At 73.2% G+C, this 25,603-nt stretch carries 25 protein-coding genes; 15 read left to right on the plus strand and 10 right to left on the minus strand.

Going from position 1 to position 25,603, the window contains the following annotated elements:
* The first annotated feature begins 23 nt into the window (after positions 1 to 23).
* The 4 genes from ABZ318_RS19220 to ABZ318_RS19235 all read left to right on the plus strand — a co-directional run bounded on the left by ABZ318_RS19220 (position 24) and on the right by ABZ318_RS19235 (position 3,974).
* Positions 24 to 1,343, plus strand: coding sequence for a glycosyltransferase family 4 protein (locus ABZ318_RS19220; RefSeq protein ID WP_356903651.1), 1,320 nt, complete (start codon positions 24 to 26; stop codon positions 1,341 to 1,343).
* A gap of 133 nt (positions 1,344 to 1,476) precedes the next feature.
* The gene (locus ABZ318_RS19225) at positions 1,477 to 2,244 is read left to right on the plus strand and encodes a class I SAM-dependent methyltransferase (protein ID WP_356903652.1); all 768 of its coding nucleotides are present in this window, start codon (positions 1,477 to 1,479) and stop codon (positions 2,242 to 2,244) included.
* The gene (locus ABZ318_RS19230) at positions 2,241 to 3,329 is read left to right on the plus strand and encodes a prenyltransferase (protein WP_356903653.1); all 1,089 of its coding nucleotides are present in this window, start codon (positions 2,241 to 2,243) and stop codon (positions 3,327 to 3,329) included. Before ABZ318_RS19225 ends, ABZ318_RS19230 begins: the two co-directional genes overlap by 4 nt.
* A 93-nt stretch (positions 3,330 to 3,422) precedes the next feature.
* Positions 3,423 to 3,974: a hypothetical protein gene (locus ABZ318_RS19235; RefSeq protein WP_356903655.1), complete on the plus strand. Its 552-nt coding sequence runs from the start codon at positions 3,423 to 3,425 to the stop codon at positions 3,972 to 3,974.
* Positions 3,975 to 4,007: 33 nt separating this feature from the next.
* Here the strand turns inward: ABZ318_RS19235 and ABZ318_RS19240 are convergent, their stop codons facing one another.
* The 3 genes from ABZ318_RS19240 to ABZ318_RS19250 form a co-directional block, all read right to left on the minus strand.
* Positions 4,008 to 5,018 carry an LLM class F420-dependent oxidoreductase gene (locus tag ABZ318_RS19240; protein WP_356903656.1) on the minus strand — a complete coding sequence of 337 codons (1,011 nt, stop codon included), beginning with the start codon at positions 5,016 to 5,018 and terminating at the stop codon, positions 4,008 to 4,010.
* Between the two features lie 115 nt (positions 5,019 to 5,133).
* Positions 5,134 to 5,970, minus strand: coding sequence for a DUF5336 domain-containing protein (locus ABZ318_RS19245; protein ID WP_356903674.1), 837 nt, complete (start codon positions 5,968 to 5,970; stop codon positions 5,134 to 5,136).
* A gap of 105 nt (positions 5,971 to 6,075) precedes the next feature.
* Positions 6,076 to 6,993: an N-acetylmuramoyl-L-alanine amidase gene (locus tag ABZ318_RS19250; RefSeq protein WP_356903657.1), complete on the minus strand. Its 918-nt coding sequence runs from the start codon at positions 6,991 to 6,993 to the stop codon at positions 6,076 to 6,078.
* Between the two features lie 551 nt (positions 6,994 to 7,544).
* On the opposite strand from ABZ318_RS19250, the gene ABZ318_RS19255 reads away from it, so the two are divergent.
* Positions 7,545 to 9,281, plus strand: a complete 1,737-nt coding sequence (locus ABZ318_RS19255) for a hypothetical protein (RefSeq protein WP_356903658.1) — start codon at positions 7,545 to 7,547, stop codon at positions 9,279 to 9,281.
* Between the two features lie 17 nt (positions 9,282 to 9,298).
* Here ABZ318_RS19255 and ABZ318_RS19260 read toward each other — a convergent pair whose 3' ends face one another.
* The gene (locus ABZ318_RS19260; protein WP_356903659.1) at positions 9,299 to 9,928 is read right to left on the minus strand and encodes a class I SAM-dependent methyltransferase; all 630 of its coding nucleotides are present in this window, start codon (positions 9,926 to 9,928) and stop codon (positions 9,299 to 9,301) included.
* Between the two features lie 8 nt (positions 9,929 to 9,936).
* Positions 9,937 to 10,383 (minus strand): ATP-binding protein, encoded by a 447-nt coding sequence (locus ABZ318_RS19265; RefSeq protein WP_356903660.1) that lies wholly within the window; start codon positions 10,381 to 10,383, stop codon positions 9,937 to 9,939.
* Between the two features lie 85 nt (positions 10,384 to 10,468).
* On the opposite strand from ABZ318_RS19265, the gene ABZ318_RS19270 reads away from it, so the two are divergent.
* From ABZ318_RS19270 to ABZ318_RS19285, 4 genes are read left to right on the plus strand one after another with little or no spacing between them, the layout of a single operon-like run.
* Positions 10,469 to 11,317, plus strand: coding sequence for a helix-turn-helix transcriptional regulator (locus ABZ318_RS19270; RefSeq protein WP_356903661.1), 849 nt, complete (start codon positions 10,469 to 10,471; stop codon positions 11,315 to 11,317).
* On the plus strand, positions 11,277 to 11,558 hold the full coding sequence (locus ABZ318_RS19275; protein ID WP_356903662.1) for a DUF397 domain-containing protein: 282 nt from the start codon (positions 11,277 to 11,279) through the stop codon (positions 11,556 to 11,558). Before ABZ318_RS19270 ends, ABZ318_RS19275 begins: the two co-directional genes overlap by 41 nt.
* A gap of 20 nt (positions 11,559 to 11,578) precedes the next feature.
* On the plus strand, positions 11,579 to 12,007 hold the full coding sequence (locus tag ABZ318_RS19280) for a hypothetical protein (protein WP_356903663.1): 429 nt from the start codon (positions 11,579 to 11,581) through the stop codon (positions 12,005 to 12,007).
* A complete protein-coding gene (locus ABZ318_RS19285; protein ID WP_356903664.1) occupies positions 12,004 to 13,296 on the plus strand; it encodes a hypothetical protein in 1,293 nt (430 codons plus the stop codon). Before ABZ318_RS19280 ends, ABZ318_RS19285 begins: the two co-directional genes overlap by 4 nt.
* A gap of 4 nt (positions 13,297 to 13,300) precedes the next feature.
* Here the strand turns inward: ABZ318_RS19285 and ABZ318_RS19290 are convergent, their stop codons facing one another.
* Positions 13,301 to 13,705 (minus strand): DUF4259 domain-containing protein, encoded by a 405-nt coding sequence (locus tag ABZ318_RS19290; protein ID WP_356903665.1) that lies wholly within the window; start codon positions 13,703 to 13,705, stop codon positions 13,301 to 13,303.
* 250 nt (positions 13,706 to 13,955) lie between these two features.
* On the opposite strand from ABZ318_RS19290, the gene ABZ318_RS19295 reads away from it, so the two are divergent.
* From ABZ318_RS19295 to ABZ318_RS19305, 3 genes are all read left to right on the plus strand, one after another.
* Positions 13,956 to 16,127, plus strand: a complete 2,172-nt coding sequence (locus ABZ318_RS19295; protein ID WP_356903675.1) for an acyl-CoA dehydrogenase — start codon at positions 13,956 to 13,958, stop codon at positions 16,125 to 16,127.
* A 12-nt stretch (positions 16,128 to 16,139) separates the two neighbouring features.
* Positions 16,140 to 17,336 (plus strand): lipid-transfer protein, encoded by a 1,197-nt coding sequence (locus ABZ318_RS19300; RefSeq protein ID WP_356903666.1) that lies wholly within the window; start codon positions 16,140 to 16,142, stop codon positions 17,334 to 17,336.
* 73 nt (positions 17,337 to 17,409) lie between these two features.
* Entirely contained in the window at positions 17,410 to 18,852 is a 1,443-nt protein-coding gene (locus ABZ318_RS19305) for an MFS transporter (protein WP_356903667.1), read from the plus strand.
* Here the strand turns inward: ABZ318_RS19305 and ABZ318_RS19310 are convergent.
* Genes ABZ318_RS19310 through ABZ318_RS19325 form a run of 4 tightly spaced genes read right to left on the minus strand, consistent with a single transcriptional unit; the run spans position 18,834 to position 22,224 of the window.
* Positions 18,834 to 19,439 carry a response regulator transcription factor gene (locus tag ABZ318_RS19310; protein WP_356903668.1) on the minus strand — a complete coding sequence of 202 codons (606 nt, stop codon included), beginning with the start codon at positions 19,437 to 19,439 and terminating at the stop codon, positions 18,834 to 18,836. The two genes, ABZ318_RS19305 and ABZ318_RS19310, sit on opposite strands and share 19 nt — an antisense overlap.
* Positions 19,436 to 20,587, minus strand: coding sequence for a sensor histidine kinase (locus ABZ318_RS19315; RefSeq protein WP_356903669.1), 1,152 nt, complete (start codon positions 20,585 to 20,587; stop codon positions 19,436 to 19,438). The genes ABZ318_RS19310 and ABZ318_RS19315 overlap by 4 nt, the downstream gene beginning before the upstream one ends.
* Before the next feature lie 9 nt (positions 20,588 to 20,596).
* On the minus strand, positions 20,597 to 21,316 hold the full coding sequence (locus ABZ318_RS19320) for an ABC transporter permease (protein WP_356903676.1): 720 nt from the start codon (positions 21,314 to 21,316) through the stop codon (positions 20,597 to 20,599).
* Positions 21,316 to 22,224, minus strand: a complete 909-nt coding sequence (locus ABZ318_RS19325) for an ABC transporter ATP-binding protein (protein WP_356903670.1) — start codon at positions 22,222 to 22,224, stop codon at positions 21,316 to 21,318. Before ABZ318_RS19325 ends, ABZ318_RS19320 begins: the two co-directional genes overlap by 1 nt.
* A gap of 274 nt (positions 22,225 to 22,498) precedes the next feature.
* Here ABZ318_RS19325 and ABZ318_RS19330 point away from each other — a divergent pair, with 274 nt between their 5' ends.
* The 3 genes from ABZ318_RS19330 to ABZ318_RS19340 are packed head-to-tail and all read left to right on the plus strand — an operon-like array spanning position 22,499 to position 25,422.
* The gene (locus ABZ318_RS19330) at positions 22,499 to 23,353 is read left to right on the plus strand and encodes a MaoC/PaaZ C-terminal domain-containing protein (RefSeq protein WP_356903671.1); all 855 of its coding nucleotides are present in this window, start codon (positions 22,499 to 22,501) and stop codon (positions 23,351 to 23,353) included.
* Between the two features lie 37 nt (positions 23,354 to 23,390).
* Positions 23,391 to 24,467, plus strand: a complete 1,077-nt coding sequence (locus ABZ318_RS19335) for a Zn-dependent alcohol dehydrogenase (protein ID WP_356903672.1) — start codon at positions 23,391 to 23,393, stop codon at positions 24,465 to 24,467.
* 13 nt (positions 24,468 to 24,480) lie between these two features.
* A complete protein-coding gene (locus ABZ318_RS19340; protein WP_356903673.1) occupies positions 24,481 to 25,422 on the plus strand; it encodes a 3-oxoacyl-ACP reductase in 942 nt (313 codons plus the stop codon).
* The last annotated feature ends 181 nt before the right edge of the window (positions 25,423 to 25,603 follow it).

Consider the following 25,603-nt stretch of genomic DNA (forward strand, 5'->3'; position numbering starts at 1 on the left):
CGCACGCTCGAAGGGGGTCGCGCATGACCGCTGAGGCCATAGAGGCAAGCCCCCGGCAGGGCGTCACCGCGGCCGGTGACGGTCCGTTGCGGATCGCTCTCCTCACGTACAAGGGGAATCCGTTCTGCGGGGGTCAGGGCGTCTATGTCCGGCACCTCTCCCGCGAGCTCGCCCGCCTCGGGCACACCGTCGAGGTCATCGGCTCCCAGCCGTACCCGACGCTCGACGAGGGCGTGCCGCTCACCGAGATCCCCAGCCTCGACCTGTACCGCTCGCCGGACCCCTTCCGGACCCCGAAGCGCGACGAGTACCGGGACTGGATCGACGCCCTGGAAGTCGCCACCATGTGGACCGGCGGCTTCCCCGAGCCGCTCACCTTCTCCCTGCGGGCCCGGCGCCTGCTCGCCGCCCGCCGCGGCGACTTCGACGTCGTCCACGACAACCAGACCCTCGGGTACGGACTCCTCGGCGGCCCGCGCGCCATCGGCGCGCCGCTCGTCACGACGATCCACCACCCGATCACCGTCGACCGGCAGCTCGAACTCGACGCCGCCGCCGACTGGAAGCGCCGCGCCTCCGTCCGCCGCTGGTACGCCTTCACCGGCATGCAGAAGAAGGTCGCCCGCCGGCTGCCGTCCGTGCTCACCGTCTCCGGCACCTCCCGCCAGGAGATCGTCGAGCACCTCGGCGTCCGCGAGGACCGCATCAAGGTCGTCCACATCGGCGCCGACACCGACCTCTGGTCCCCGGACCCGTCCGTCGCCGAGGTCCCCGGCCGGATCGTCACCACCTCCAGCGCCGACGTCCCCCTCAAGGGCCTCGTCCACCTGGTCGAGGCGCTCGCCAAGCTCCGCACCGAGAACCCCGACGCGCACCTGGTCGTGGTCGGCAAGCGCGCCGAGGACGGCCCGGTCGCGCAGGCCATCGAGCGGTACGGACTCGACGGCGCCGTCGAGTTCGTCAAGGGCATCAGCGACGCCGAACTCGTCGACCTCTACCGGTCCGCGCAGGTCGCCTGCGTGCCCTCGCTGTACGAGGGGTTCTCGCTGCCGGCCGCGGAGGGCATGGCGACGGGGACTCCGCTGGTCGCCACGACCGGCGGGGCCATCCCGGAGGTCGCCGGGCCCGACGGCGAGACCTGCCTGGCCGTGCCGCCCGGTGACGCGGGGGCGCTTTCCGCCGCGCTCGGGCGGGTACTGGGCGATCCCGAGCTGCGGGCGCGGCTCGGTGCGGCGGGGCGTGCCAGGGTTCTGGCCCGGTTCACCTGGGCGCGGGCCGCGCAGGGCACCGCCGAGCTGTACCGCGAGGCCGTGGTCCGGCAGGGCGCCGGAGTCCGCCGGTGACACCCCGCTGTCATTGCCGGGTGCGGCCCGGTGGTCCGGTTGTGCCCACCCGTTCCGCCCCGGCGGAACGAATGCCCACAACCTCCCGGCGGTCCGTGCCCGCAACCCTCCTCAACCCCGAAAGGCAGACCTCGTGCTGACCGTCGACTTCACTCGTTTTCCGCTCGCCCCCGGCGACCGCGTGCTCGACCTGGGCTGCGGTGCGGGCCGGCACGCCTTCGAGTGCTACCGGCGCGGCGCCCAGGTCGTGGCCCTCGACCAGAACGGCGAGGAGATCCGCGAGGTCGCCAAGTGGTTCGCCGCCATGAAGGAGGCCGGCGAGGCCCCCGCCGGCGCGACCGCGACCGCGATGGAGGGCGACGCCCTCAACCTGCCGTTTCCCGACGAGTCCTTCGACGTCGTCATCATCTCCGAGGTCATGGAGCACATCCCCGACGACAAGGGCGTGCTCGCCGAGATGGTCCGCGTCCTCAGGCCGGGCGGCCGGATCGCGATCACCGTGCCCCGGTACGGCCCCGAGAAGGTCTGCTGGGCGCTCTCCGACGCGTACCACGAGGTCGAGGGCGGCCACATCCGCATCTACAAGGCCGACGAGCTGCTCGGCAAGATCCGGCAGGCCGGCCTCAGGCCGTACGGCACCCACCACGCGCACGCGCTGCACTCGCCGTACTGGTGGCTGAAGTGCGCCTTCGGCGTCGACAACGACAAGGCGCTGCCGGTCCGCGCGTACCACAAGCTCCTGGTCTGGGACATCATGAAGAAGCCCGCCCTGACCCGGGTCGCCGAGCAGCTGCTCAACCCGGTCGTCGGCAAGAGCTTCGTGGCGTACGCGACCAAGCCCCACCTCCCGAAGGCCGACGCCGCCGCGGACTCCACCGACACCGTGGACGCGGCCAAGTGACGTCTCCCGAGCGGATCGCGGAGCACCTCGTCCTGCCCGGGGTGCTCACCGCCGAGCAGGCCGCCGAGACCGTGGCGGGGATACTCGCCGTGCAGCGCGAGGACGGTGCCATCCCCTGGTTCCGCGGCCACCACCTGGACCCGTGGGACCACACCGAGGCCGCCATGGCCCTGGACGCGGCCGGCGAGCACGCCGCCGCGGCCCGCGCCTACGAGTGGCTCGCCCGCCACCAGAACACCGACGGCTCCTGGTACGCGGCCTACCACGACGGCGACCCGGACCAGGTCACCGACCGGAGCCTGGAGTCCAACTTCGTCGCGTACGTCGCGGTCGGCGTCTGGCACCACTACCTGTCCACCGGCGACGACGCCTTCCTCGACCGGATGTGGCCCGTCGTCTACGCGGCCGTCGAGTTCGTCCTCGGACTCCAGCAGCCCGGCGGCCAGATCGGCTGGAAGCGCGAGCCCGACGGCACGCCGGTGCACGACGCGCTGCTCACCGGCAGCTCCTCCGTCCACCAGGCGCTGCGCTGCGCCCTCGCCATCGCCGAGGTCCGCGAGGAGCCGCAGCCCGACTGGGAGCTGGCCGCCGGGGCCCTCGGCCACGCGATCCGCCGGCACCCCGAGCGCTTCCTCGACAAGTCCCGCTACTCGATGGACTGGTACTACCCGGTCCTCGGCGGCGCGGTCACCGGAGCCGACGCGCAGGCCCGGATCGAGGCCGACTGGGACCGGTTCGTCGTCCCCGGCCTCGGCGTGCGCTGCGTGGTCCCCAACCCGTGGGTCACCGGCGGCGAGAGCTGCGAACTCGCCCTCACCCTCTGGGCGATGGGGGAGTCCGACCGGGCCCTCGCGATCCTCCAGGACATCCGGCACCTGCGCGCCGGGAACGGCATGTACTGGACGGGGTACGTCTTCGAGGGCGCCACGGAGAGCGACAAGGCCGTGTGGCCCGAGGAGCAGACCGCCTGGACGGCGGGCTCCCTCCTCCTCGCGGTCGCGGCCCTCGGCGGCGAGGAGGCGACCGTCGCCGTCTTCGGCGGCGAACGGCTCCCGAGCGGCCTGGAGCCCGACTGCTGCGCCTAGGGGGTGGCGGCCGGACCCGTACGGAGCCGCCCGGGTGGCGGGCGTTCCTGGCCCGGGCGAGGCTGGCGGCACAGCCACCAGGGAGGTCCCGTCGTGCCCAGAAGTGTTTCGCGCGGAGTCGTGGCGCTGCTGCTGTCCTGCGCCCTGCTCCTGCCCACCGCCGCCTGCAGCAACGACGACACGCAGGGCGCGAGCGCGGCCTCCGCCCCCTCGGCCTCCGCGAGCTTCGAGCGGCAGAAGCTGGCGAAGACGCGGTTCGTGGCCAACGCCGGTCTGGCCGCGGGCGCCACGTACCAGTGGATCGTGAAGCCGTACCGCGCGGGGAAGTTCAAGAAGGGCGCGGACGGCCGGACCATCGCCCTGGTGAAGGCGGGCCTCGCGGGCGCGTTCACGTACAACCGGCTCAAGGCGGCGGTGAACAACGCCAAGGGCGACCCGCTGCTCTCGAAGGCGGTCGCGCCGCTCTCCGCCGGGATCGACTCGCTCAAGGACCTGGGGACGAAGCTGCGCAAGGGCGACGCGGGCGACGCGGACGTCGGCGCCTTCGAGAAGGTCATCAACGGCGTGAAGGACGCGGGCAAGAGCGCCGGCGCGAACGTCGTGGACAAGGTCCCCAGCGCCTCGCAGCTGAGCGGCGGCAGCTAGGAGCCGAGCCAGGAGCCGAGCCAGTTAGTCGGGCTACGAGTTGAGCTCCGCCAGGAGGCGGAGCGTGGCGGGGTCCGGTGAGGTGACCAGCAGGTCCGTCACCGGGCCCCGCCGCCATTCCTCCAGGCGCCCGGCGATCCGCCTCCGGGGGCCGACGAGCGAGATCTCGTCCGCGAAGGAGTCCGGTACGGCGAGCACGGCCTCCTCGCGCCGGCCCGCCGCGAACAGCTCCTGGATGCGGCGGGCCTCCTTCTCGTACCCCATGCGCCCCATCAGGTCGGCGTGGAAGTTGCGGGCCGCGTGCCCCATGCCGCCGATGTAGAAGCCGAGCATCGCCTTGACCGGGAGCAGCCCGGCCGTCACGTCCTCGCAGAGCCGCGCCCGGACCATGGGGGCGACGAGGAAGCCCTCGGGGAGCGTCTCCGGCAGGGCGTACACCTCGGCCCAGCGGTCGGGCGTCCAGTAGAGGGGCAGCCAGCCGTCGGCGATCGCGAGGGTCTGCGCGATGTTCTTGGGGCCCTCGGCGCCGAGCAGGACGGGGACGTCGGCGCGCAGCGGATGGGTGATCGGCTTGAGGGCCTTGCCGAGGCCGGTGCCGTCCGGGCCGTTGTACGGGTGGGAGTGGTGGCGTCCGTCGAGCCGGACGGGGGCCTCGCGGCGCAGCACCTGGCGGACCACGTCCACGTACTCGCGGGTCGCGGTCAGCGGGGAGCGGGGGAAGGGGCGCCCGTACCAGCCCTCGACGACCTGCGGCCCGGACAGGCCGAGCCCGAGCAGCACGCGCCCGCCGGAGAGGTGGTCGAGCGTGAGCGCGTGCATCGCGGTGGTGGTGGGGGCGCGGGCGGCCATCTGCGCGACGGCGGTGCCCAGCCTGATGCGGCTGGTGTGGGCGGCGATCCAGGTCAGCGCGGTGAAGGCGTCGGAGCCCCAGGCCTCGGCGGTCCACACGGAGTCGTAGCCGAGCCGCTCGGCCTCGCGGGCGAGGTCGAGGCGGTCGGGGGAGGGGCCGCGGCCCCAGTAGCCGAGGGCGAGTCCGAGTCGCATGCCCCACATCCTTTCTGACGGTCCGTCAGGTGCGTTGCGGGGACTGTACGGCAACGGCCCCCCGCCCGGAAGGGATTCCGGTCGGGGGGCCGTGTGCGCGAGGCGTACGGAGGCGTTAGCCGCGCTGGATGCCGGTCGTGTCCTGCAGGACACCGCGACGGCCGTCCTGCGTCTGGGCCACCAGGCCCGGACCGCGCTGCTCGACCGCGAGGTACCAGGTACCCGGGGCCAGCTCGGCGATCGGCGCCTGCGAGCCGTCCTCCGCGTACAGCGGACGCGCCACCGGGACCGCGAACCAGAACGGCGAGAAGTCCGAGGCCGGCTGCGCGGCCGCCTGCGGCTCGGGCTGCTGAGCGGCCTGCGGCTGCGGGGCGACGGCCTGCGCGCCGAACGGCTGACCCGCACCCTGCGAGGGGTCCTGCGGCCCGCCGTACGGCGGCTGCTGCGCACCCGGGTAGCCGTAACCGCCGGGGACGCCCGGCTGACCCGGCTGGCCGTGCATGCCGTACGGCGAGGGGGTCTGCGGCTTGGGCGCGCCGACGAGCGGGGCCTTGAGGGCGGGGACCATCGGACCGGCGACGGCGGCACCGGCCAGCACCAGGGAGGCGATGAGGCCGAGGATCAGACCCGCGCCGGCGTCGGCCCCGTTGAGGTCGATGATCGTCCAGAACAGCGACCAGGCGGTGATGACCGTGGCGGCGACGCCGAACTGGCCGATGTCCAGCCCCAGGACCTTGCGCGGCTGCGGCAGCGCACGGGTGAGGACGACCAGAGCCGCGCCGATCACGCCCACCAGATAGACGCCGAAGGCGTTCCCCAGGGAGTCCCAGGCGCTCGGGTTGTCGGCGAGCAGGCCCTTGTAGGAGAGGTAGTCCAGGAACGAGGCGATGAACAGCACCACCGCTGCACCGATCAGCACGCCATCGCCTCGGGTGAGGGAGCGGATATTCACGTAAGAGTCCTTCGTCGGGTCGTCGGTCGTCGCGTCGGGGGTGGCGCTCAGGTTCATGACAGGGGGTGGCCCCATCGTACGGAGCGAATCTATCGCCCGCCGGTACTACCCCCGGAGATAGGTGGCGATGCCGTCCGCCAGACCCTGGGCCGCCTTCTGCCGCCACGTCGACGACGTGAACAGCTGTGCGTCCTTCGGGTCACGCATGTTGCCGCATTCGACGAAGACCTTGGGGACGGTCGAGAGATTGAGGCCACCGAGGTCGTCCCGTACGTCCAACCCCGTACCGGAGCCGATGTAGTTGGCGGGCGAGGTCCCGGTGGCACGCGCGAAGCGCTCCGCGATCCGCTCGCCGAGGGCGCGGGAGGGGGCGACGATCTTCGCGGTGTCGGCGGAGCCCGCCCGCACCTTTGCGGGAAGGATCACATGGAAGCCGCGGTTGCCGGCGGCCGAACCGTCCCCGTGGACGGAGACGACGGCGTCGGCGCGGGCGGCGTTGCCGATCCTGGCCCGCTCGTCGATGCAGGGGCCCCAGGGGCGGTCGCCGTCGTGGGTGAGGACCACCTTGGCGCCGCGCGCGGTGAGGAGGTCGCGCAGCCGGTGGGAGACGTCGAGGGTGAAGGAGGCCTCGGTGTAACCGGCGTTGGTGGAGGTGCCGGTGGTGTCGCATTCCTTGCGAACCGTCCCGATATCGACCTTCTGGTTGATCTCGGTGGAATGGCGGAAATTGCCGGAGTTGTGGCCGGGGTCGATGACGACGGTCTTCCCGGCGAGCGAACGGCTCGCCTGGGAGGCGGGGAGCGGCGAGCGGGTGGGCCGGGAGGCGGAGGGCGAGGCGAACGGCGGACGCGACTGCGCCCCGCTCGCGCCCTGGGTCGCCCCGGTCGCCTGGGCTCCCTGGCCCTTCCCGCTCGGTGGCGAGGCCTGGGAGCTCGCGCACCCGGCGAGCGCGGCGCAGCAGCCCGCGGCGGCGAGGACGAGGGCGAGGGTACGGCGGGCGGTGTTCCGGTGGTCGTACGGCACCCCGCGACTTTAGGCCCTGTGCGGGGCGAAATGTGGCAGGGGTACGTAGCAGGTTGGTCACCGGCGTCACGGAACGGTGGACGCGTGTGGGCGAACCGTGAAGGGTAGGGGGGAACGAGGCGGCGGTGGGGTGCCACCGCGCACTGGACCCACGAGGGGGAACCGTGGTGGGGGAAGAACCGAACGACGCACGTCCCGAACCGAACGACAGACCTGAGGGCGGCGACTGGTTGATCAAGGGGAGCGGGGTGCCGTCCGGGGCGGCTTCCGACGGCCCTCCGGGAGCGCCGCCCGGGGCGGCTTCCGGTGGCGCTTCGGAGGCGCCTTCCGATACTCCTCCGGGCGCGCCTGCCGGAGCGCCTTCCGACGCTCCTGCGGACGCACCGCCCTGGGCCGCTCCGGCCCCTGCGACGCCGATCCGGCCGACTGCGGCTCCAGCGGCGCCCGGCGGCCCGGCGGGCCAGGGTGCTCCAGCGGCTTCGGAGGCTTCCGGGGCTTCGGCGGCTCCGGCGGCCCCCGCACCGGGGGCGGCCCCCGGTGCCGCCCCCGGTGTGGGAACACCCACGCTCGCCTTCGGGGCGCCGGCCGGTGCCGCGGCCGGGGCCGGGGCGCGGGCTGAGGGCACGGGCGCCGTTCCGCCCGCCTCCACGCCCGGGCCCGCGGCCGCGCCCGGCTGGGCGGGGGCCGGGACCGTGCCGCCGCCGCCCGGCGCCCCGCCCGGCTTCGGGCCGCCGCCGGGATACGGACCGCCCGGGTACGGCCCGCCCCCGGGGCACGGCCCCGCGCAGCCGCCCGGCGAAGCGAACCCGGCTCAGGCCGCCATGATCGGCCTGCTCAACCTCTCCTGCCTCGGCCTCGGCTACGTCCTGCTGAGGAACTGGATCGGCGCCGCGCTCTGCTGGCTCGCCACGGCCGCCCTGCTCGTGGCCGCGCTCCCCGCCGACGTCGACGGCGTGCCCGTCGGCCTCCTCGCCGGCTACGGCGCCTTCCTGCTCGCCGTCGCCGCCGACGGCGCCCGGCGCGGGCTGCGCGCCACGCTCCGGATCGGCGCCTCCTTCCGGCGCCTGGCGCTGCCGCTCGCCCTCGTGCTGCTCGCCGTGCCTGCCGGAGGCTCCCTCGCGTACGGAGCGGCCCGCGACGAGGCGAAGGAGCAGGCGCTGCTCGAACGGCTCGCGGCGGCCGACGCGCTGGTGAAGGAGGCCGACGGCCTCCCCTTCGACAAGGCCGAGCCGACACTCCGCAAGGCGCTCGACACCTATGCGGACCTCGGCACGAAGCACGCCGGATCGCGGGCCGGAAAGCTCGTCCCCGACCGCCTCGACGCGTACTACAAGACGGTCTCCGCCCCGTACGGGAAGAAGCAGTACTGCGCGGCCGTCCCGCCGCTCACGCACCTGCGGGAGCTCCCCTCCACCGTGGACAAGGGGCTGCTCGGCGCCCGGCCCGCCAAGACCGACGAACCGCTGGCCGAGTCGCTCTACCAGTGCGGCACGGCGGCCCTCGGCGTGCAGACGGCGAACCCGCCGGCGAGCGACAGCCTCAACAAGCTCCTCGACACCTTCCCGGAGTCCTCCCAGGCGACCCGCGTCGAACCGGCCGTCCGGGCGGCGATCAGGACCCGGACGACCGCCCTCGACGGCACCGAGCCCTGCGACGCCACCGGCCAGCTGCGCGCGCTGGTCTCCTCCCTCGACAACATGCCGGCGCCGTCCCTCAAGGGCGCGTCGAAGGAGGCGGCGGACGCGGTCCAGAAGGGCGACTTCGCCTGCGGGACCGACCACTTCAAGGACAAGGAGTTCAGCGAGGCGGCCACGGCCATGACGGACTACGCCAAGGCGTACCCGAACAGCCCGAAGGCCGCCCACGCCCGCTCGATCGCCATCGCCGCCGAGATCGCCGAGGAGGAGCCGGAGGCCGGCCGGAGCCTGCCCCCGTCCGACGTCCCCGGCGGCGGCCGGATGGTCATGGTGGTGAGCAACGACGGCCCCGGCGAGGTCGAGCTGCTCTACACGGGCCCGATGACCGGCAAGGTCACCCTCAAGTCGTGCGGGACCTGCACGAAGTACAAGACCCCGCTGCTCGTGAACTCCCCGAAGATCAAGGCCTGCTCCGGGCCGTCCTCGAAGTACCCGAAGGTGACCCTGCTGCTGCCCGCCGGCGACTACCACTTCCTCCAGAAGCGGGCGGCCACCGGCACCTCGGCGGCGGGCGACACCAAGTCGAGCAAGACGAAGATCGAACCGGGCTACAGCTACACCAACTGCCTGTACGTGACCTCGCTCTTCTGAACCGTCACGTGCGTGCGTCAGCGGCGGCGCAGGACCCGCAGCGAGTCGGTGACCGAGACCTCCTCGAAGTCACCCGACTCCAGCGCCCGCAGATAGATGCGGTACGGGGCCTGGCCGCCGTCCTCCGGGTTCGGGAAGACGTCGTGGATGACGAGCAGGCCCCCGGGGGCGACCTTGGGGGCCCAGCCCTCGTAGTCGTTCGTGGCGTGCTCGTCGGTGTGCCCGCCGTCGACGAAGACGAAGCCGAGCTGCCCGCCCCACACCTTCGCCACCTGCGGCGACCGCCCGACCACGGCGATCACGTGCTCTTCGAGCCCCGCCTTGCGCAGGGTCCGGCGGAAGGTCGGCAGGGTGTCCATGACCCCCACCTCCGGGTCCACCACGCTCGCGTCGTGGTACTCCCAGCCCGGCTGCTGCTCCTCGCTGCCCCGGTGGTGGTCCACGGTCACCGCGACCGTCCCCGCCTGCCGGGCCACGTCGGCGAGCAGGATCGTCGACCGCCCGCAGTACGTCCCGACCTCCAGGAGCGGCAGCCCGAGCTTCGCGGCCTCGGCGGCGGCCTCGTACAGCGCGAGCCCCTCCCCGACGGGCATGAAGCCCTTCGCGGCCTCGAAGGCGGCAAGAATCTCGGGCGCGGGCACGGACATGGTCACTCCTACTGGCGGGTACGCGGGTACGGGCGCCCATCGTGCCCTACGCGTCGCACTCGAACCACACCGTCTTCCCGTCGGCCGTCCCGTCGACCCCCCCACCGGTCCGTCACGGCCTCCACCAGGACGAGCCCCCGCCCGTCCTCGTCCATCGGATCGGCGGCCTTGGCGATCACGGTCCCGGGCACACCGTCCGCGACCTCCACCCGCAGCCCGTGCGGCTCCCGCAGCATCAGCACGGAACACCGCCGGCCGGGCACGTGCCGTACGACGTTCGCGACGAGCTCGGTGAGCGCGAGCGTCGTCGGGTCGGCGAGGTGGTCGAGCTCCCAACGGGTGAGGAACATGCGCAGGATGCGACGCATGTGACCGGCGGAGTGCTCACCGACGGTGAACCCCATGCGGTAGCTGGTGGCAAGTGCTGGGGGATAGAGGTCAGTTGCGTGATTCATGCCACCAGGATGGAGCGGTTTCGTTACGCTCGGCTACGGACCGAACACAACGCCTTGGTGCGTCTGCTTGGGGGGTGACCTCGCCGTGGTCAACATCCGCAACCTGGATCCGAGCGCCTCGCCGCTGGACTACTACGGTTTCGAACTCCGCCGGCTGAGAGAGGGAGCCGGACTCAGTCAGTCGCAGCTCGGAGACATCCTCTTCTGTACGGGCTCCCTCGTGGGCCAGATCGAGACGGCGAGAAAGGTCCCGACCAGGGAGTTCTCGGAGCGGCTCGACGCGGCGCTGTTGACGGGCGGGTTCTTCACGCGGCTGGTGGGGCTGGTACTGAAGAGCCAACTGCCGTCGTGGTTCAGACCGTACGCGGAGATGGAGGCGAAGGCGACGTACCTCTGCTCGTTCCAGGCGCAGCTGGTGTACGGCCTGCTCCAGACGGAGGGATACGCACGGGCCGTCTTGGGCGCCGGGTTCGAGAGTGACCTCGACGGGCTGGTCGCCGCCCGCATGGAGCGTCAGCGGATCTTGGATCGCGAGAACCCGCCACTGCTCTGGGTCGTCATGAGTGAGGCGGTGCTGCGCCAGGAAACCGGTGGGCGAGAGGTGATGCGAGACCAACTGGCCCACTTGTTGGGGATGCAGGAGCGTGAGTGGGTGAAGATCCAGATCCTCCCGTTCGAGGTCGGCGCGCACGGGGGACAGATGGGCTCCTTCAACCTCCTCCGCTTCGAGGACGACCCGGATCTCGTCTATACCGAAGACTTCGTCCAGGGACATATGACCGTGGATTCAGCCGCGTTCAGGCGAGGGTCGCTCCGTTACGATCACCTTCGAGCGGCCGCTCTCTCGGTGGAAGACTCGTCCGCGCTGATCACCCGCGTCATGGAGGAACACTATGGAGACGAACCAGAATCTGGCGGGAGCGCTCTGGCGTAAGTCCTCGTACAGCGGTGACACCGGCGGCGACTGCATCGAGTGCGCCCCCCTCGGCACCGCCGCCTGGCAGAAGTCCTCGTACAGCGGTGACACCGGCGGCAACTGCATCGAGGTCGCCGACCTCGCCGCCCACATCGCCGTCCGCGACTCCAAGAACCCCGAAGGCCCCGCCTTCCTCGCCGCCCCCGCCGCCTTCACGGCCTTCGTGAGCGCCGCCGCCGAGGGGCGCATCGGGCGCTGACCGTGGCAACCCTCATAGGGATGGTGATTCTCGCCCTCGTCCTGCCGACGTGGGCGGGGATCACGTACGTGGGGCTGGCACGGGCCCGGCGGGAGAACGCCGCACTGCCCCCGCCGCCCCGGCCCCGCCGTACACCCGCGAAGAAGGCCGCCTGGATCGCCGCGCTGGCCTTCGTCGGGGGCGGGGCGCTGCACGTGTACGGGCTCTCGTACATGCCCTTCCTCCAGCCGGAGGACGCGTGCTGGTTCAACGCGGGCCACATGGCGGTGCCCGACTCCAGCAGCGCGCTGCCCGTGAGCCTGGTGTGCGCGGGCGAGGAGATCGTCCCGTGGTGGGTCAACCCCGGGCTCCTCGTCCTCGCGGTCACCGCCGTCGCCGCGACCGTCACGAGCGTCGTCCTCGCCGTGAGGCGTCGGACGGAACGGACGAGGACACAGGAGGGGCGATGACACGCGTGCGCGAGGTCTACTACTACGACTACGGGGAGGACGACTTCGGGCTCAGCGGGTTCGCCGGGGAGCTGGTTGCCCGGACGGGGCTCCGCGTCGACGAGGGCGTCACCCTCGCGCTCGCCGGGGCTCTGGCGGAAACCGAGGACGTGCAACTGGGCGCAGACGTAAGGCTCCTGCTCGACTCCACGCTCGCGGACGAGGTACTGCACACGGTGTGGCTGGCTGTCGTACGACGCCGCTTCGACCCCGTCGAGGAGGGTACGGACATCCGTGGATGGCTGCGCCGGGTCTCCGCGGTGTGCCCGCCGTGCGTCCTGGAACGGGATCCGTACGAGGTGAAGAGCCTGGACGAGGTACGGCCGGTGGTGCCGGAGGAGGAGCTGTGCGCGGCGGTCGTGGCGGAGATCGAGTCGGCCACGGCCGGGCTCGCCCGCACGGTCGCGGTGCCGGACGTCGTGCCGGCGCTGCTGCGGGTGGTGCGGGAGGTGGACGCCGACCTCGGCCTCCGGCTGTTCCTGCGGGCGGCGAAGGCGTACTCCGTGACGTTCGGGAAGGAGGCGTACGACCGGCTGGTGGCGCTCGGGGACCGGCTGACCTATCCGTGGAAGGTTGTTGCCGGGGGACTGGAGGTGCGCTGGCCGCCCGTCGACCCCGGTCGGCGGGACCTCGGCATCGGTCGCTTCGGCGTGCAGATGCTGGCGGCCGCCTTCCGGGGGACGGACTGGTACCACCTGGGAACCGTGCGGGGGAACGTCCTGCGCGTCATCGAGGGCGATTACGGGGACGTGCCGGGGTCGTACGCGGCGGTGCTCCTGGAGGACGCACGGCGGCTCCTCGACTCCGCGCTGTCCGACGCGGAACTCACCGCGCTGTGGCGGGCCGTGTCCCGGCGTGTGCACGTCGTCGGCGAGGACGAGTTCGACGTCGACGTACGGGCCTGGCTGGAGCGGGTCGCCGGGATGTGCCTGGAGCACCTGGCGAAGGTCGATCCCTGCTACGTGCCGTACGTGTCCCCGGCCCGTGCGGAGTCGGCGGAAGCCGTGCTGCGGGAGGTCCGCGAGGCCATGCGCACCGACGTGGCCGAGGTGCGGGCCGTGTCAGGGGTCCTTGAGGGCGTCGTCACGACCATGGACCCGGATCTGGGCTTCCGCCTGCTCCTCCAGCTCCTCGCGACGTACGACGTCCCCGTCACCGACGTCCGGCGGGCCCGCTACCGGGAGCTCGCCGAACGACTCGGCTACAGTCCGGACCACGTCGACGACACGCTGCCGGAGCCCGAGGACTGACGGGTCAGGCCCCCGCGAGGACAGCCCGCAGTCTCCGTATCCCCGCTTTCCATTCCTCGCCGTCCGACTCCTCCCAGAGTTCCAGGAGTTCGGACGGCTCGGTGAGGATCCGGTCCAGGGACTCCACGGCCGCCGGGCGCAACTCCGCCGGAAGCGGCGGCAGCGGCTTCTTCGGGCCGTACGAGGTGGTGACGGGGGCGCCGCCCGGGCACTGGGCCGCGACCAGGGCCGCCGACGCGACGGCCTCCACCGCGAGGTCCGAGTCGAGGTACTCCCCGCCCGTCGCGGTCACCTCGCGGAAGGCCGCGAGCAGCACCTCGGCCCGCTTCTCCTCCGGGGCTTCGTCCACCCGGTAGGAGAAGTCGGCGGCGGTGTCGTTGTCGAAGGGGCCGATGTCCCACGTACCCATGGGGTGCTCGCTCTCTGCTGTTGCTCACCTGTACCGACAGCGTGGCAGACACCACTGACAACGCCCCTCGCCCTCAGAGGTGCGGGGGTGTCGTCGGCGTGCGTCATGGCCGGTGCATCCTCAAGGGGACTCCGGGCGGCTTTCGCCGGCCGAAGATCCCGACTCTAGTGGAGGGGCGTCGTCATCGACTTCGTTTCTGACCTTCCGTCAGAATGGAACGTGTTCTAGTCTGCCGCGCATGGGCATCAGCATGGGCATCGCCATCACGCACGAACAGCGGGAGCTCGCCCGGTCCGTCCGGGGCTGGCTCACCCGCGCCGTACCCCCCGAGGAGGTCCGCAAGCACCTGGACGTCCCCGACACCGCCACCGGACGGCCCTCGTACTGGGACGCCGCCGCCGAACAGGGGCTCCTCGGGCCGCACCTCCCCGAGGAGTGCGGCGGCGGGGGCGGCGACCTCGGGGACCTCGCCGTCGTCGTGGAGGAGGCGGCGCGGGCCCTGCTGCCCGGGCCCTACCTGCCCTCCGTACTCGCCGCCGAACTCCTCCACCGGTGCGGGCGGCGCGAGGCGGCGGGCACGCTCGCGCGGGGGGAGCGGATCGGGGCCGTCGCCCTCGGCGGCACCGGCACCCTCACCGCCGTCCGCACCGCGAGCGGATACCTCCTCGACGGCACCGCGCCCCCCGTCCTCGGCGGCGCCCAGGCCGACCTGGTGCTCCTCCGCGCCGCCACCTCCGACGGCTCCGTCTGGCTCGCCGCCGACACCGACGGCCTCGCCGCCCGGCCCCACGAGAGCGCCGACCCGACCCGCCCCACCGCCGAGATCGCCGCCCGCGCCGTCCACGTGCCCGCCGCACACGCCCTGGATCTCGACACCGCCCTCGTCCACGACCTCGCCGCCGTCCTCTTCGCCGCCGACGCCTGCGGAACCGCCGCCCGCGCCGTCGAGACCGCCGCCGAACACGCCCGCACCCGCGAGCAGTTCGGGCAGCCCATCGGACGGTTCCAGGGCGTCAAACACCTCTGCGCCGACATGCTCGTCCGGCTCGAACAGGCCCGCGCCCTCACCTGGGACGCCGCCCGCGCCGGCCAGGACAGTCAAGAGGGAGTCCGCTCCCTCACCGCCGCGCTCGCCGCCGCCACCGCCCTCGACACCGCGTACACCTGCGCCAAGGACTGCATCCAGATCCTCGGCGGCACCGGCTTCACCTGGGAGCACGACGCCCACCTGCTGCTGCGCCGCGCCCTCGTCGCCCGCCAGCTCCTCGGCACCGGCGACCACCACCGGCTCGCCGCCCTCCGGCACGCCGCCGCCGGCGTCCGGCGCGGCCTCCGCCTCGACCTGCCGCCCGAGGCCGACGCGTACCGCCGCGCGGCCCGCGAAGCCATCGCTCCCGCCGTCGGGCTCGACCCGGCCGCCGCCCGGCGCGTCCTCGCCCCCACCGGCTACGCGGCCCCGCACCTCCCGGAGCCGTACGGGCTCGGCGCGGGCCCCCTCCAGCAGCTCGCCGTGCAGCGGGAGCTGGACGAGGCCGGAATCACCGTCGCCGGACTCGGCATCGCCACCTGGGTGGTGCCGTCCCTGCTCGCCCATGGCACCCCGGAGCAGCAGGCCGAGCACCTCGGCCCGACCCTGCGCGGCGAACGCCTCTGGTGCCAGCTCTTCTCCGAGCCCGGCGCCGGCTCCGACCTCGCCTCCCTGCGCACCCGCGCCGAGCGGACCGAGGACGGGCGCTGGCGGATCAACGGCCAGAAGGTGTGGACGAGCGCCGCCCAGTGGGCCCACCACGGCATCCTGCTCGCCCGCACCGACCCCGCCGCCCCCAAGCACCAGGGGCTCACCTACTTCCTCGTCGACATGCGGAACACCCCCGGAATCGACGTCCGGCCGCTCAAGGAGATCACCGGGGACTCCCTCTTCAACGAGGTCTGGTTCGACGACGTCCTCCTCCCCGCCGACGCCGTCGTCGGCGAGGTGAACGACGGCTGGCGGGTCGCCCGCAACACCCTCGGCAACGAGCGCGTCCACATGGCCGACCAGGTCGCCTTCGACACCGGCCTCGAAGCGCTCATCACGCAGGCGGACGGGGTCGACAGCTCCGTACGCGTACGGATCGGGGCCCTGCTCGCCGAGGCGCACGCGCTCGCGTGCATCGGCCTGCGCACCACCCTGCTCCAGGTGTCCGGACTCGAACCCGGCGCGGGCGCCAGCGTCCGCAAACTCGTCCAGACCCTCCACCAGCAGAGACTCGCCGAACTCGCCCTCGAACTCCTCGGCCCCGAGGGCGCCGTGCGCGAGGGCCCCGGCGAGCGGGCCGTCCACGGACTGCTCATGTCCCGCTGTCTCACCATCGCGGGCGGCACCACCCAGGTACAGCTCAACGTCGTCGCCGAGCGCCTGCTCGGCCTGCCGAGGGACTGAGGGGGAAGCACGATGACCACCAAGGCGTACGTCGTCGGCGTCGGAATGACCAAGTTCGAGAAGCCGGAGACCCGGGACTGGCAGTACTGGGACATGGCCCGCGAGGCCGGCACCGCCGCCCTCGCCGACGCGGGCGTCCCCTACGCGCGCGTGGAGCAGGCCGCCGTCGGCTACTGCTTCCAGCCCTCCACCGCCGGCCAGCGCGCCGTCTACGAACTCGGCCTCACCGGCCTCCCCGTCCACAACCTCAACAACAACTGCGCCACCGGCTCCACCGCCCTCATGGTCGCCCGGCAGTTCGTCGAGGGCGGCATCGCCGACTGCGTCCTCGCCCTCGGCTTCGAGAAGATGAGCCGGGGCTCGCTGGGCGGTGGGGCGGGGGCCGGAGACTTCTCGACCTCGCCCGTCGCCCGGCACTACGGCATCATGGCCGCCGCCCACGGCTTCGAGGCGTCCCCGCCCACCGCCCAGATCTTCGGCAACGCCGCCCGGGAGCACATGGAGCGGTACGGGACGACCGAGGTGCAGCTCGCGGCCGTCGGCGCCAAGAACCACCGGCACTCGGCGAACAACCCCAACGCCCAGTTCCAGGACGTCCGGACGGTCGACGAGATCCTCGCCGCGAAGACCGTCCACCGGCCCCTCACCAAGCTCCAGTGCTCGCCCACCTCCGACGGCGCGGCCGCCGTCGTCGTCGTGTCGGAACGTTTCGTCGCGGAGCACGGCCTCCAGGACCGGGCCGTGGAGATCGCCGGCCAGGCGATGACCACCGACACCGAGGACTCCTTCGCCTCCGGCTCCTGCGTCGACGCCGTCGGCCGCCCCATGTCCCGGGCCGCCGCCCGCCTCGCGTACGAGCGCTCGGGCCTCGGCATCGAGGACGTGGACGTCGTCGAACTCCACGACTGCTTCTCGATCAACGAGCTGCTGACGTACGAGGCGCTCGGCATGTGCGAGGAGGGCGCCTCCGGCAAACTCGTCGAGTCCGGCGCCACCACGTACGGCGGGCGCTGGGTCGTGAACCCCTCCGGCGGCCTCATCTCCAAGGGCCACCCGCTCGGCGCCACCGGCCTGGCCCAGGCCGCCGAGCTGGTCTGGCAGCTGCGCGGCGAGGCGGGAGCCCGGCAGGTGACGGGGGCACGGGTCGGACTCGCCCACAACATCGGCCTGGGCGGGGCGGCGGTGGTGACGCTGCTGCGGAAGGCGTGACACCGCACGGGCCGCAAGCCGTAGGACTCACGGCGTATGTACGGGGCGCAACCGGTCTGCGACCATCACGCTCATGCCGCAGACCGACTCCGCCGCCACGACCGGGTCCTCCGCCGTCCGACGCTCCCCCCGCCCCTGGGCGGTCGTCCTGACCGCCTGTGCGGGACAGTTCCTCGTCGTCCTCGACGTCTCCGTCGTGAACGTCGCACTGCCGTCGATGCGGTCCGACCTCGGGCTCTCGGCGGCCGGCCTGCAGTGGGTGATCAGCGCGTACGCCATCGCCTTCGCCGGGTTCATGCTGCTCGGCGGGCGGGCCGCCGACCTCTACGGGCGCAAGGCGATGTTCCTGCTCGGGCTCGGGCTCTTCACCGCCGCCTCGGTCGCCGGCGGCCTCGCCCAGGAGGGCTGGCAGCTCGTCGCGGGCCGCGCGGTCCAGGGCCTCGGCGCGGCCCTCCTCTCCCCGGCCACGCTGACCCTGGTCACCGGCGCCGTCCCGGCCGGCTCCGCCAGGACCCGGGCCATCGCCACCTGGACGGCGGTGGGCGCGGCCGGCGGCGCGGCGGGCGGCTTCGTCGGCGGGCTCCTCGTCGACCTGCTCTCCTGGCGCTGGGTCCTCCTGGTCAACGTCCCCGTGGGCGTCGTCGTCCTGGCGGGCGCGCTGCTCCTGATCCGCCAGAGCCGCACCGGCGCCGGCCGCCGCCTCGACCTGCCGGGCGCCGTCCTCGTCACCGCGGGCCTCGCCACCCTCGCGTACGGCATCGTCCAGACCGAGGCGGCCGGCTGGACGGACCCGGCGACCCTGACGGCGCTCCTCGGCGGCCTCGGGCTCCTCGCGGTCTTCGTGGCCGTCGAGGCCCGCACGGAGGCCCCGCTGATGCCGCTGAAGCTCTTCCGCACGCGGGCGGTGTCGGCGGCCAACGTGGGGATCCTGCTGTGCGGTTCGAGCTCCTTCGGCATGTGGTTCTTCATGACGACGTACGCGCAGAGCGTCCTCGGCTACACCCCGCTCCAGGCCGGTCTCGCGCTCGTCCCCAGCTCCCTCGGCGTCGTCCTGGGCTCGAAACTGGCCCCGCGCCTGATGCCGGCCGTCGGCGCCCGGAACCTCGCGGCGACCGGCGCGCTCGTCGGGGCCGCCGGCTTCGCCTGGCAGTCGACGATGACCGTCGACGGCGGCTTCCTGGCGACGATCCTCGGCCCCGGGATCCTGATGATGGGCGGCATCGGCCTGGCGACCACCCCGCTGGCCACCCTCGCCACGTCCAGTGCCGCCCCGGGCGACGCGGGCCTCGTCTCCGGCCTCGTCAACACCTCCCGCACGATGGGCGGCGCCCTCGGCATCGCGGCCCTGACCACGCTCGCGACCGCCGTCACGGGCCCGACCGCGACCCCCGTCGGCCTCACCGCCGGTTACGCGGCGGCCTTCCGCGTCTCGACGGCCATCCTCGTCGGCGCGGCCCTGCTGATGCTGGTGTGGCTGCCGAAGCGGAACTCCGGGGCTCAGAGCCAGCCCTGCTGACGCGCCGCCCGCACCGCCTCCATCCTGTTGCGCGTGCCCGTCTTGCCGATCGCGGAGGACAGGTAGTTGCGGACGGTGGACTCCGAGAGGTGGAGGGTGGCGGCGATGTCCGCGATCGTCGCGCCGTCCACCGAGGCCGCCAGGGCGTCCCGCTCACGGGCCGTCAGCGGGTTCGGGCCCGCGCTGAGGGCCGCCGCCGCGAGGGCCGGGTCGATCACCGTCTCGCCCCGCAGCACCTGCCGGACCGCCTCGGCCAGGTCCTCCACGGGACCGTCCTTCACGAGGAAGCCCGCCGCGCCCGCCTCCATCGCCCGGCGCAGGTAGCCGGGGCGGCCGAAGGTGGTGAGGATCAGGACCTTGCAGTCCGGGACCTCGTCCCGCAGGTCCGCCGCCGCGTCCAGGCCCGATCGTCCCGGGAGTTCGATGTCGAGCAGGGCCACGTCCGGGCGCGCGACGAGCGCCGCGTCGACGATCTCGTCCCCGCGTCCGACCTGCGCGACGACCTCGATGTCGTGCTCCATCCCGAGCAGCAGGGCCAGCGCCCCGCGCATCATGCCCTGGTCCTCGGCGAGCAGCAGTCTGATCATTCCGTGGGCTCCCCCTCGTGCGGTGCGGGGGTCTCCACGGGGAGCTCCGCGGTGACCCGGAACCCGCCCCGCGGAGCCGGTCCCGAGTCAAGAGTGCCGCCTGCCGCGGCGACCCGCTCGCGCAGGCCGCGCAGGCCGCTGCCGGGCGCGGTGTCGGAGGGGCCGCGGCCGTCGTCCGTGACGGTGAGGCGGACCCGGTCGGCGGAGCCGGTGAGGTCGATCTCGCAGCGGGACGCGCCGCTGTGCCGTACCGCGTTGGTCGCCGACTCCCGCACCACCCAGCTCAGCAGGGCCTCCGTCTGGGGCTCCAGGAGCGGGCCCGAGCGGCGCACGACCGGTTCGATGCCGGCCGAGGAGAGCGCGTCGCGCGCCCGGTCCAGTTCGGTGGCGAGGCTGCCCTCGCGGTAGCCGGTCACCGCCTCCCTGATCTCGGTGAGCGCCTGACGGCCCACGGACTCGATGTCCGCGACCTGTGCCAGGGCCGCGTCCAGGTCGTGCGGGGCGAGCCGGCGGACGACCTCGGACTTCACCACGATCACCGAGAGGGTGTGGCCGAGCAGGTCGTGCAGGTCGCGCGAGAACCGCAGCCGTTCCTTCTCGACGGCCGTACGGGCCAGCTCCTCCCGGGTCGCCCGCAGCTCCCGGACCGTCTCGTCGAGCGCGAGGATCGCCGCCGTCACCATGACCGAGATGAAGGTGCCGTACACGACGCCGATGGAGCTCCAGTCGTCCTTCCAGAGCGTCACCGCCCCGGCCGCGGCGACCAGCGGGAACGCGATCAGGGGCAGTCGCCTGCCCCGCCGGACCACCGCGCCGACCGCGAGGCCCAGGAGCGGGAAGAGGAGCAGCCACCCCCGGCCGTAGCCGATGGCGAGGGCGAAGGTGAGCGCGCCGAGGGCGGCGAGGAGGACCCAGGTCAGCGGGGCCTCGCGGCGGCCGCGGTCGAAGGCCCGGAAGACGATCGCGATGTAGAGGGTGTTGAAGGCGAGCAGCCCGAGGCCGCCGAGCCACGGGTTCGGCGCCTCCCCGCCGAGGAGGTGGGAGAGGGCGCCGAGGCCCATGAGGAGCCAGGGGAGGAGGCTCGCTCCGGTCGGCCCCCGTTCGTCGCGTGCCCGCGCCCAGTCTCTCCACCGCTGCCGCTTCTCCATGCCCACTCCCTACGCCGTCCTCGCCGAACGACGGTACGAGACCGCCGCGTACGCGCCGAACAGGGCCGCCCAGACGGCGATGACCGCGAGCGCAGCCGCGCCGGGGGCGTGGCCGCCGGCCACCGAGACGCCGAGCTCGGCGAAGCGGTTGGTCGGGGTGTACGCGGAGAGGGAGCGCAGCCAGTCGGGGAAGAGGCTCACCGGGAACCACAGGCCGCCGAGGACCGCGAGGCCCAGGTTGCAGGCGATGTTCGCGACCCCGGTGGTCTGCGCGGTGAGCCGGTAGCCGTTGCCGATGCCGAGGAGGGTGAAGGGGAGCGAGCCGAGCCAGAGGGTGAGGGCGACCACGGCCCACTCCCAGGCCGCCAGGTGGACGCCGTTGACGAGGCCGCCGGCGAGGAGGACCCCGACGATCGAGGGCAGCACCACCACCGAGCCGGTGAGGGCGCGGCCGGTGACGACCTGGCGCGGGCTCATCGGTGTGATCCGCAGCTGCCGCAGCCAGCCGGACCCCTTGTCCTCGGCGACGCCCGTGCCGATCGACAGGGCGGCGCCGAGCGCCCCGTACGCCGCCATGCCGACCATGGAGGCGGTCTTCCACTCCTCTTCGTTCTGGCCGCCGAGGTTGGTGAAGAGGAGGTACATCATCACCGGGACGGCGATGGTGCCGACGGCGAAGCCGGTGTCGCGCAGGGTGCGGCGGACTTCGAGGCGTACGTACGCGGTGATCATCGGGCCGTCTCCAGGGGTCGGGCGTGCGTGGTGAGGGCGAGGAAGGCGTCGTTGAGGGACACGGGGGCGACTTCGAGGCCCCGGATCGCCTTCCGTTCGGCGAGGGCGCGGACGGTCGCGTCGGAGTCGGCGGTGCGGAGCCGGGCGCGGTCGCCGCGGATCTCCACGGAGGTCACTCCGGGGAGCAGGTCCAGGCCCTCGCTGGGGCCGCCGGCCAGGTCGAAGACGACGAAGCCGCCGCCGGCCGCGCGCTTGAGCTCCTCGCCGGTGCCGTCGGCGAGGACGCGGCCGGAGTCGATGACGACGATCCGGTCGGCGTGGGCGTCGGCCTCCTCCAGGTAGTGGGTGGAGAAGAGGACGGTGTTGCCGCGCCGGGCGTAGCCGCGCATCGAGTCCCAGAAGACCTCGCGGGCCTCGACGTCGAGGACGGCGGTGGGCTCGTCGAGGACGACCAGTTCGGGGTTGCCGGCGAGGGCGACGGCGAAGCGGACGCGCTGGACCTGGCCGCCGGAGAGGCGGTCGACCCGGCGGTCGGCGAGTTCGGTGAGGCCGGCGAGTGCGAGGGCCTCGGCGACCGGCATGGGCTCGGGGTAGGTGCGGGCGACGAAGGTGACGAGCTCGCGGACGGTGACCCGGGGGACCGGACGGCCGTCCTGCAGCATCGCGCCGGTCCGGCCGGCCGCGACGGCGCGGGCCGGGGTGTCGCCGAAGAGCCGCACCTCGCCGCCGTCGGGCTCGTCGAGGCCGAGGAGCAGGCCGATGGTGGTGGACTTGCCGGCGCCGTTGCGGCCGAGCAGGGCGACGGTCTCGCCGCGCCGGATGGTGAGGTCGATGCCGTCCACGGCGCGGACCGGTCCGAAGGACCGGGTGACTCCGGTGAAGGCGACCGCTGTCTCGTTCTTCATGGGGACGACGCTACGGAGCGGGGGCCACGGCCCGGCAGGCGCGGATGTACGGACCCGGCCGTGACAAATGTCCCGGGTGCCTTGCCCCGAAGCATTTCTGACATGCCGTCAGGAGGGTTCACAACTCCTGTCGCCTCGGCTATACATGGGGTCCACCGACCTAGAACGCGTTCTAGAACGGGCGCGTACGGGACGGTCCCCGCACGGCCTCGGTGCGGCCGACGGTGCGGACGGCCGCGCCGAGGTCTTCCATGGAACGAGGAGCAGCAGCCCGATGCCCATCGACCCCGCCAAGGCCGTCGCCGCCGAACCCCGCAGCGCCGAGATCTCCTGGGACCACAAGGACGTCCAGCTCTACCACCTGGGCCTCGGGGCCGGCGTCCCGGCGACCGACCCCGACGAGCTCCGCTACACCCTGGAGTCCCGGCTCCACGTCCTGCCCAGCTTCGCCACCGTCGCGGGCGCCGGCATGGGCGTCGTCGGCGGGCTCTCCGCCCCCGGCATCGACATCGACCTCGCCGCCGTCCTGCACGGCGGCCAGTCGATCACCCTCCACCGCCCCCTGCCCACCGCCGGCCGGGCCGTCTCCACCTCCCGCGTCGCCGCCGTGTACGACAAGGGCAAGGCCGCCGTCCTCGTCCTGCGCTCCGAGGCCGCCGACGAGGACGGCCCGCTCTGGACCAGCGACGCCTCGATCTTCGTACGCGGCGAGGGCGGCTGGGGCGGCGACCGCGGCCCCTCCGAGCGCCTCCCGCTCCCGGACCGCGCGCCCGACGCCGACGTCGAGCGGCCGATCCGCGAGGAACAGGCCCTGCTCTACCGGCTCTCCGGGGACTGGAACCCGCTCCACGCCGACCCCGAGTTCGCCAAGCTCGCCGGCTTCGACCGGCCGATCCTGCACGGCCTCTGCTCGTACGGCATGACCCTCAAGGCGGTGGTGGACACGCTGCTCGGCGGAGACGTCACCCGCGTCCGCTCGTACCGCACGCGCTTCGCCGGGATCGTCTTCCCCGGCGAGACCCTGCGCATCCGGATGTGGGCCGGCGACGGCCGCGTCCAGGTGGCGGTGACGGCCGTGGAGCGCGACGACGCCCCGGTCCTCGCCGACACCCTCGTCGAGCACTCCTGACCGCTTGATCGCCTGATCGCCCGATTGGAGCCGCACCATGCGCGCAGCCGTACTGCACGAGATCGGCCAGGACAAACTCGAAGTCCTCGACGACGTCGAGGCGGTGGGCTTCGGCCCCGGCAAGGTGCGGATCCGGGTGAGGGCCACCGGCCTGTGCCACTCCGACGTCTCCGCCATGAGCGGCGTCCTCCCGCAGCCCGCCCCCTTCGTCCCCGGCCACGAGGGCGCCGGCGAGATCCTCGACGTCGGCGACGGCGTCACCGGGCTCACCCGGGGCCAGCGGGTCCTGCTCTGCTGGCTGCCCGCCTGCGGCAGCTGCCCCGCCTGCAGGCGCGGCCAGACCCAGCTGTGCCTGGCCGGCTTCATGAACGCCGGCACGCCCAACTTCAAGCGCCCCGGCGGTGACGTCTTCGGCTTCGCCGGCACCGGCACCTTCACCGAGGAGGTCGTCGTCGACGCGGGCTGCGCCGTCCCGATCCCCGACGACGTGCCCTTCGACATCGCCGCCCTCATCGGCTGCGGCGTCACCACCGGCCTCGGCGCCGCCATCAACACCGCCAAGGTGGAGGCCGGTTCGTCGGTCGCCGTCATCGGCTGCGGCGGCGTCGGCATCTCCGCGATCCAGGGCGCCAGGCTTCAGGGCGCCGCCCAGATCGTCGCCGTCGACCCCGTCGAGTCCCGGCGCGAGGCCGCCCTGAGGTTCGGCGCCACCGAGGCGGTCGCCCCCGAGGCGCTCGCCGACGCCAGGCAGCGGATCACCGGCGGCGAGGGCTTCGACTACGTCTTCGAGGTCGTCGGCAGGTCCGCCACCGCCCGCACCGCGTACGAGACGACCCGGCGCGGCGGCACCCTCTGCGTCGTCGGCGCGGGAGCCCTCGACGACTTCCTCCAGCTCAACATGTTCGAGCTGTTCTTCGACGAGAAGCGGATCCTGCCCTCCATGTACGGGGGCGGGGACGTGCTCCGCTCGTACGAGCGCGCCATCGCGCTCTGGCGGGCCGGCCGCATCGACCTGGAGTCGCTGATCACCCACCGGGTGCCGCTGGCGGGCATCAACGAGGCCCTGGAGCAGATGCGGACCGGCGCGGCCCTCCGTACCTGCATCGAGATCTGAGAGGACTCCGGTCATGTCACTGCCTCTTGAGGGGCTGAGCGCGATCGTCACCGGCGCCGGGCGCGGACTCGGCCGCGCCGAGGCCCTCGAACTGGCCCGGCTCGGCGCTGCCGTCGTCGTCAACGACTACGGGCAGCCCGGCCGCGACGGCTCGGGCGAGGCCTCCGCCGCGCCCGCCGAGGAGGTCGCGGCGGAGATCCGCGCGGCGGGCGGCCGGGCGGTCGCCCACCTCGGCGACGTCTCCGACTTCGAGACGGCGCGGGCCCTGGTCGACCTGGCGGTGGCCGAGTTCGGGAAGCTGGACGTCCTGGTCAACAACGCGGGCATCCTGCGCGACCGGATGGTCTTCTCGATGAGCGAGGACGAGTGGGACTCGGTCGTACGCGTCCACCTCAAGGGCCACTTCAACACCACCCACTTCGCGGCGGTCCACTGGCGGGGCCGCTCCAAGGCGGGCGAGTCCGGCGTCTACGGCCGCATCGTCAACACCTCCTCGGAGGCCTTCCTCGCGGGCTCGGCCGGCCAGCCGAACTACGCGGCGGCCAAGGGCGGCATCGTGGGCCTGACCACCTCGTCGGCGCTCGCGCTCGCCCGGTACGGGGTCACGGTGAACGCGATCTGCCCCCGGGCCAGGACCCGGATGACCGAGGACGTCTTCGCCGGCTTCGGAGAGCCGGGGGAGGGCGAGCTCGACCCGCTGTCACCGGACCACGTGGCCCCGCTCGTCGGCTATCTGGCGTCCCCGGCGGCGGCCGGGGTCAACGGACAGCTGCTCGTCGTGCACGGCGGGATGGTGGCGGTCGTGGACCGGCCGAAGGTCGCGGCCAAGTTCGACACGGCCAAGGAGGCGTTCACGTACGAGGAACTGGACTCCCTCCTGACCCCGCACTACGCGTCCCGCCCGGCGGGCGAGACCTTCGCGGCGACGGAGGTGCTGGGTCTGAAGAAGGGCTAGGGGGTGTCTTGTCGATCAGGCCGGATCAGGGAGCGGCGTCTGGTGCCGTGGATCGCAAGGCGGAGGAGGGAGGCAACGCGGAGCGTTGTCGTACGCGATGGCCTGCATCGGCGCCGCCCTCGGGCTGCGCTGCACCGTGCGAGCGCTCGATGCGACCGGCCGGTCACGGCGCAACTGGCTG

The organism is Streptomyces sp. NPDC006197 (assembly GCF_040613865.1).
In the GTDB taxonomy this organism is placed as follows: domain Bacteria; phylum Actinomycetota; class Actinomycetes; order Streptomycetales; family Streptomycetaceae; genus Streptomyces.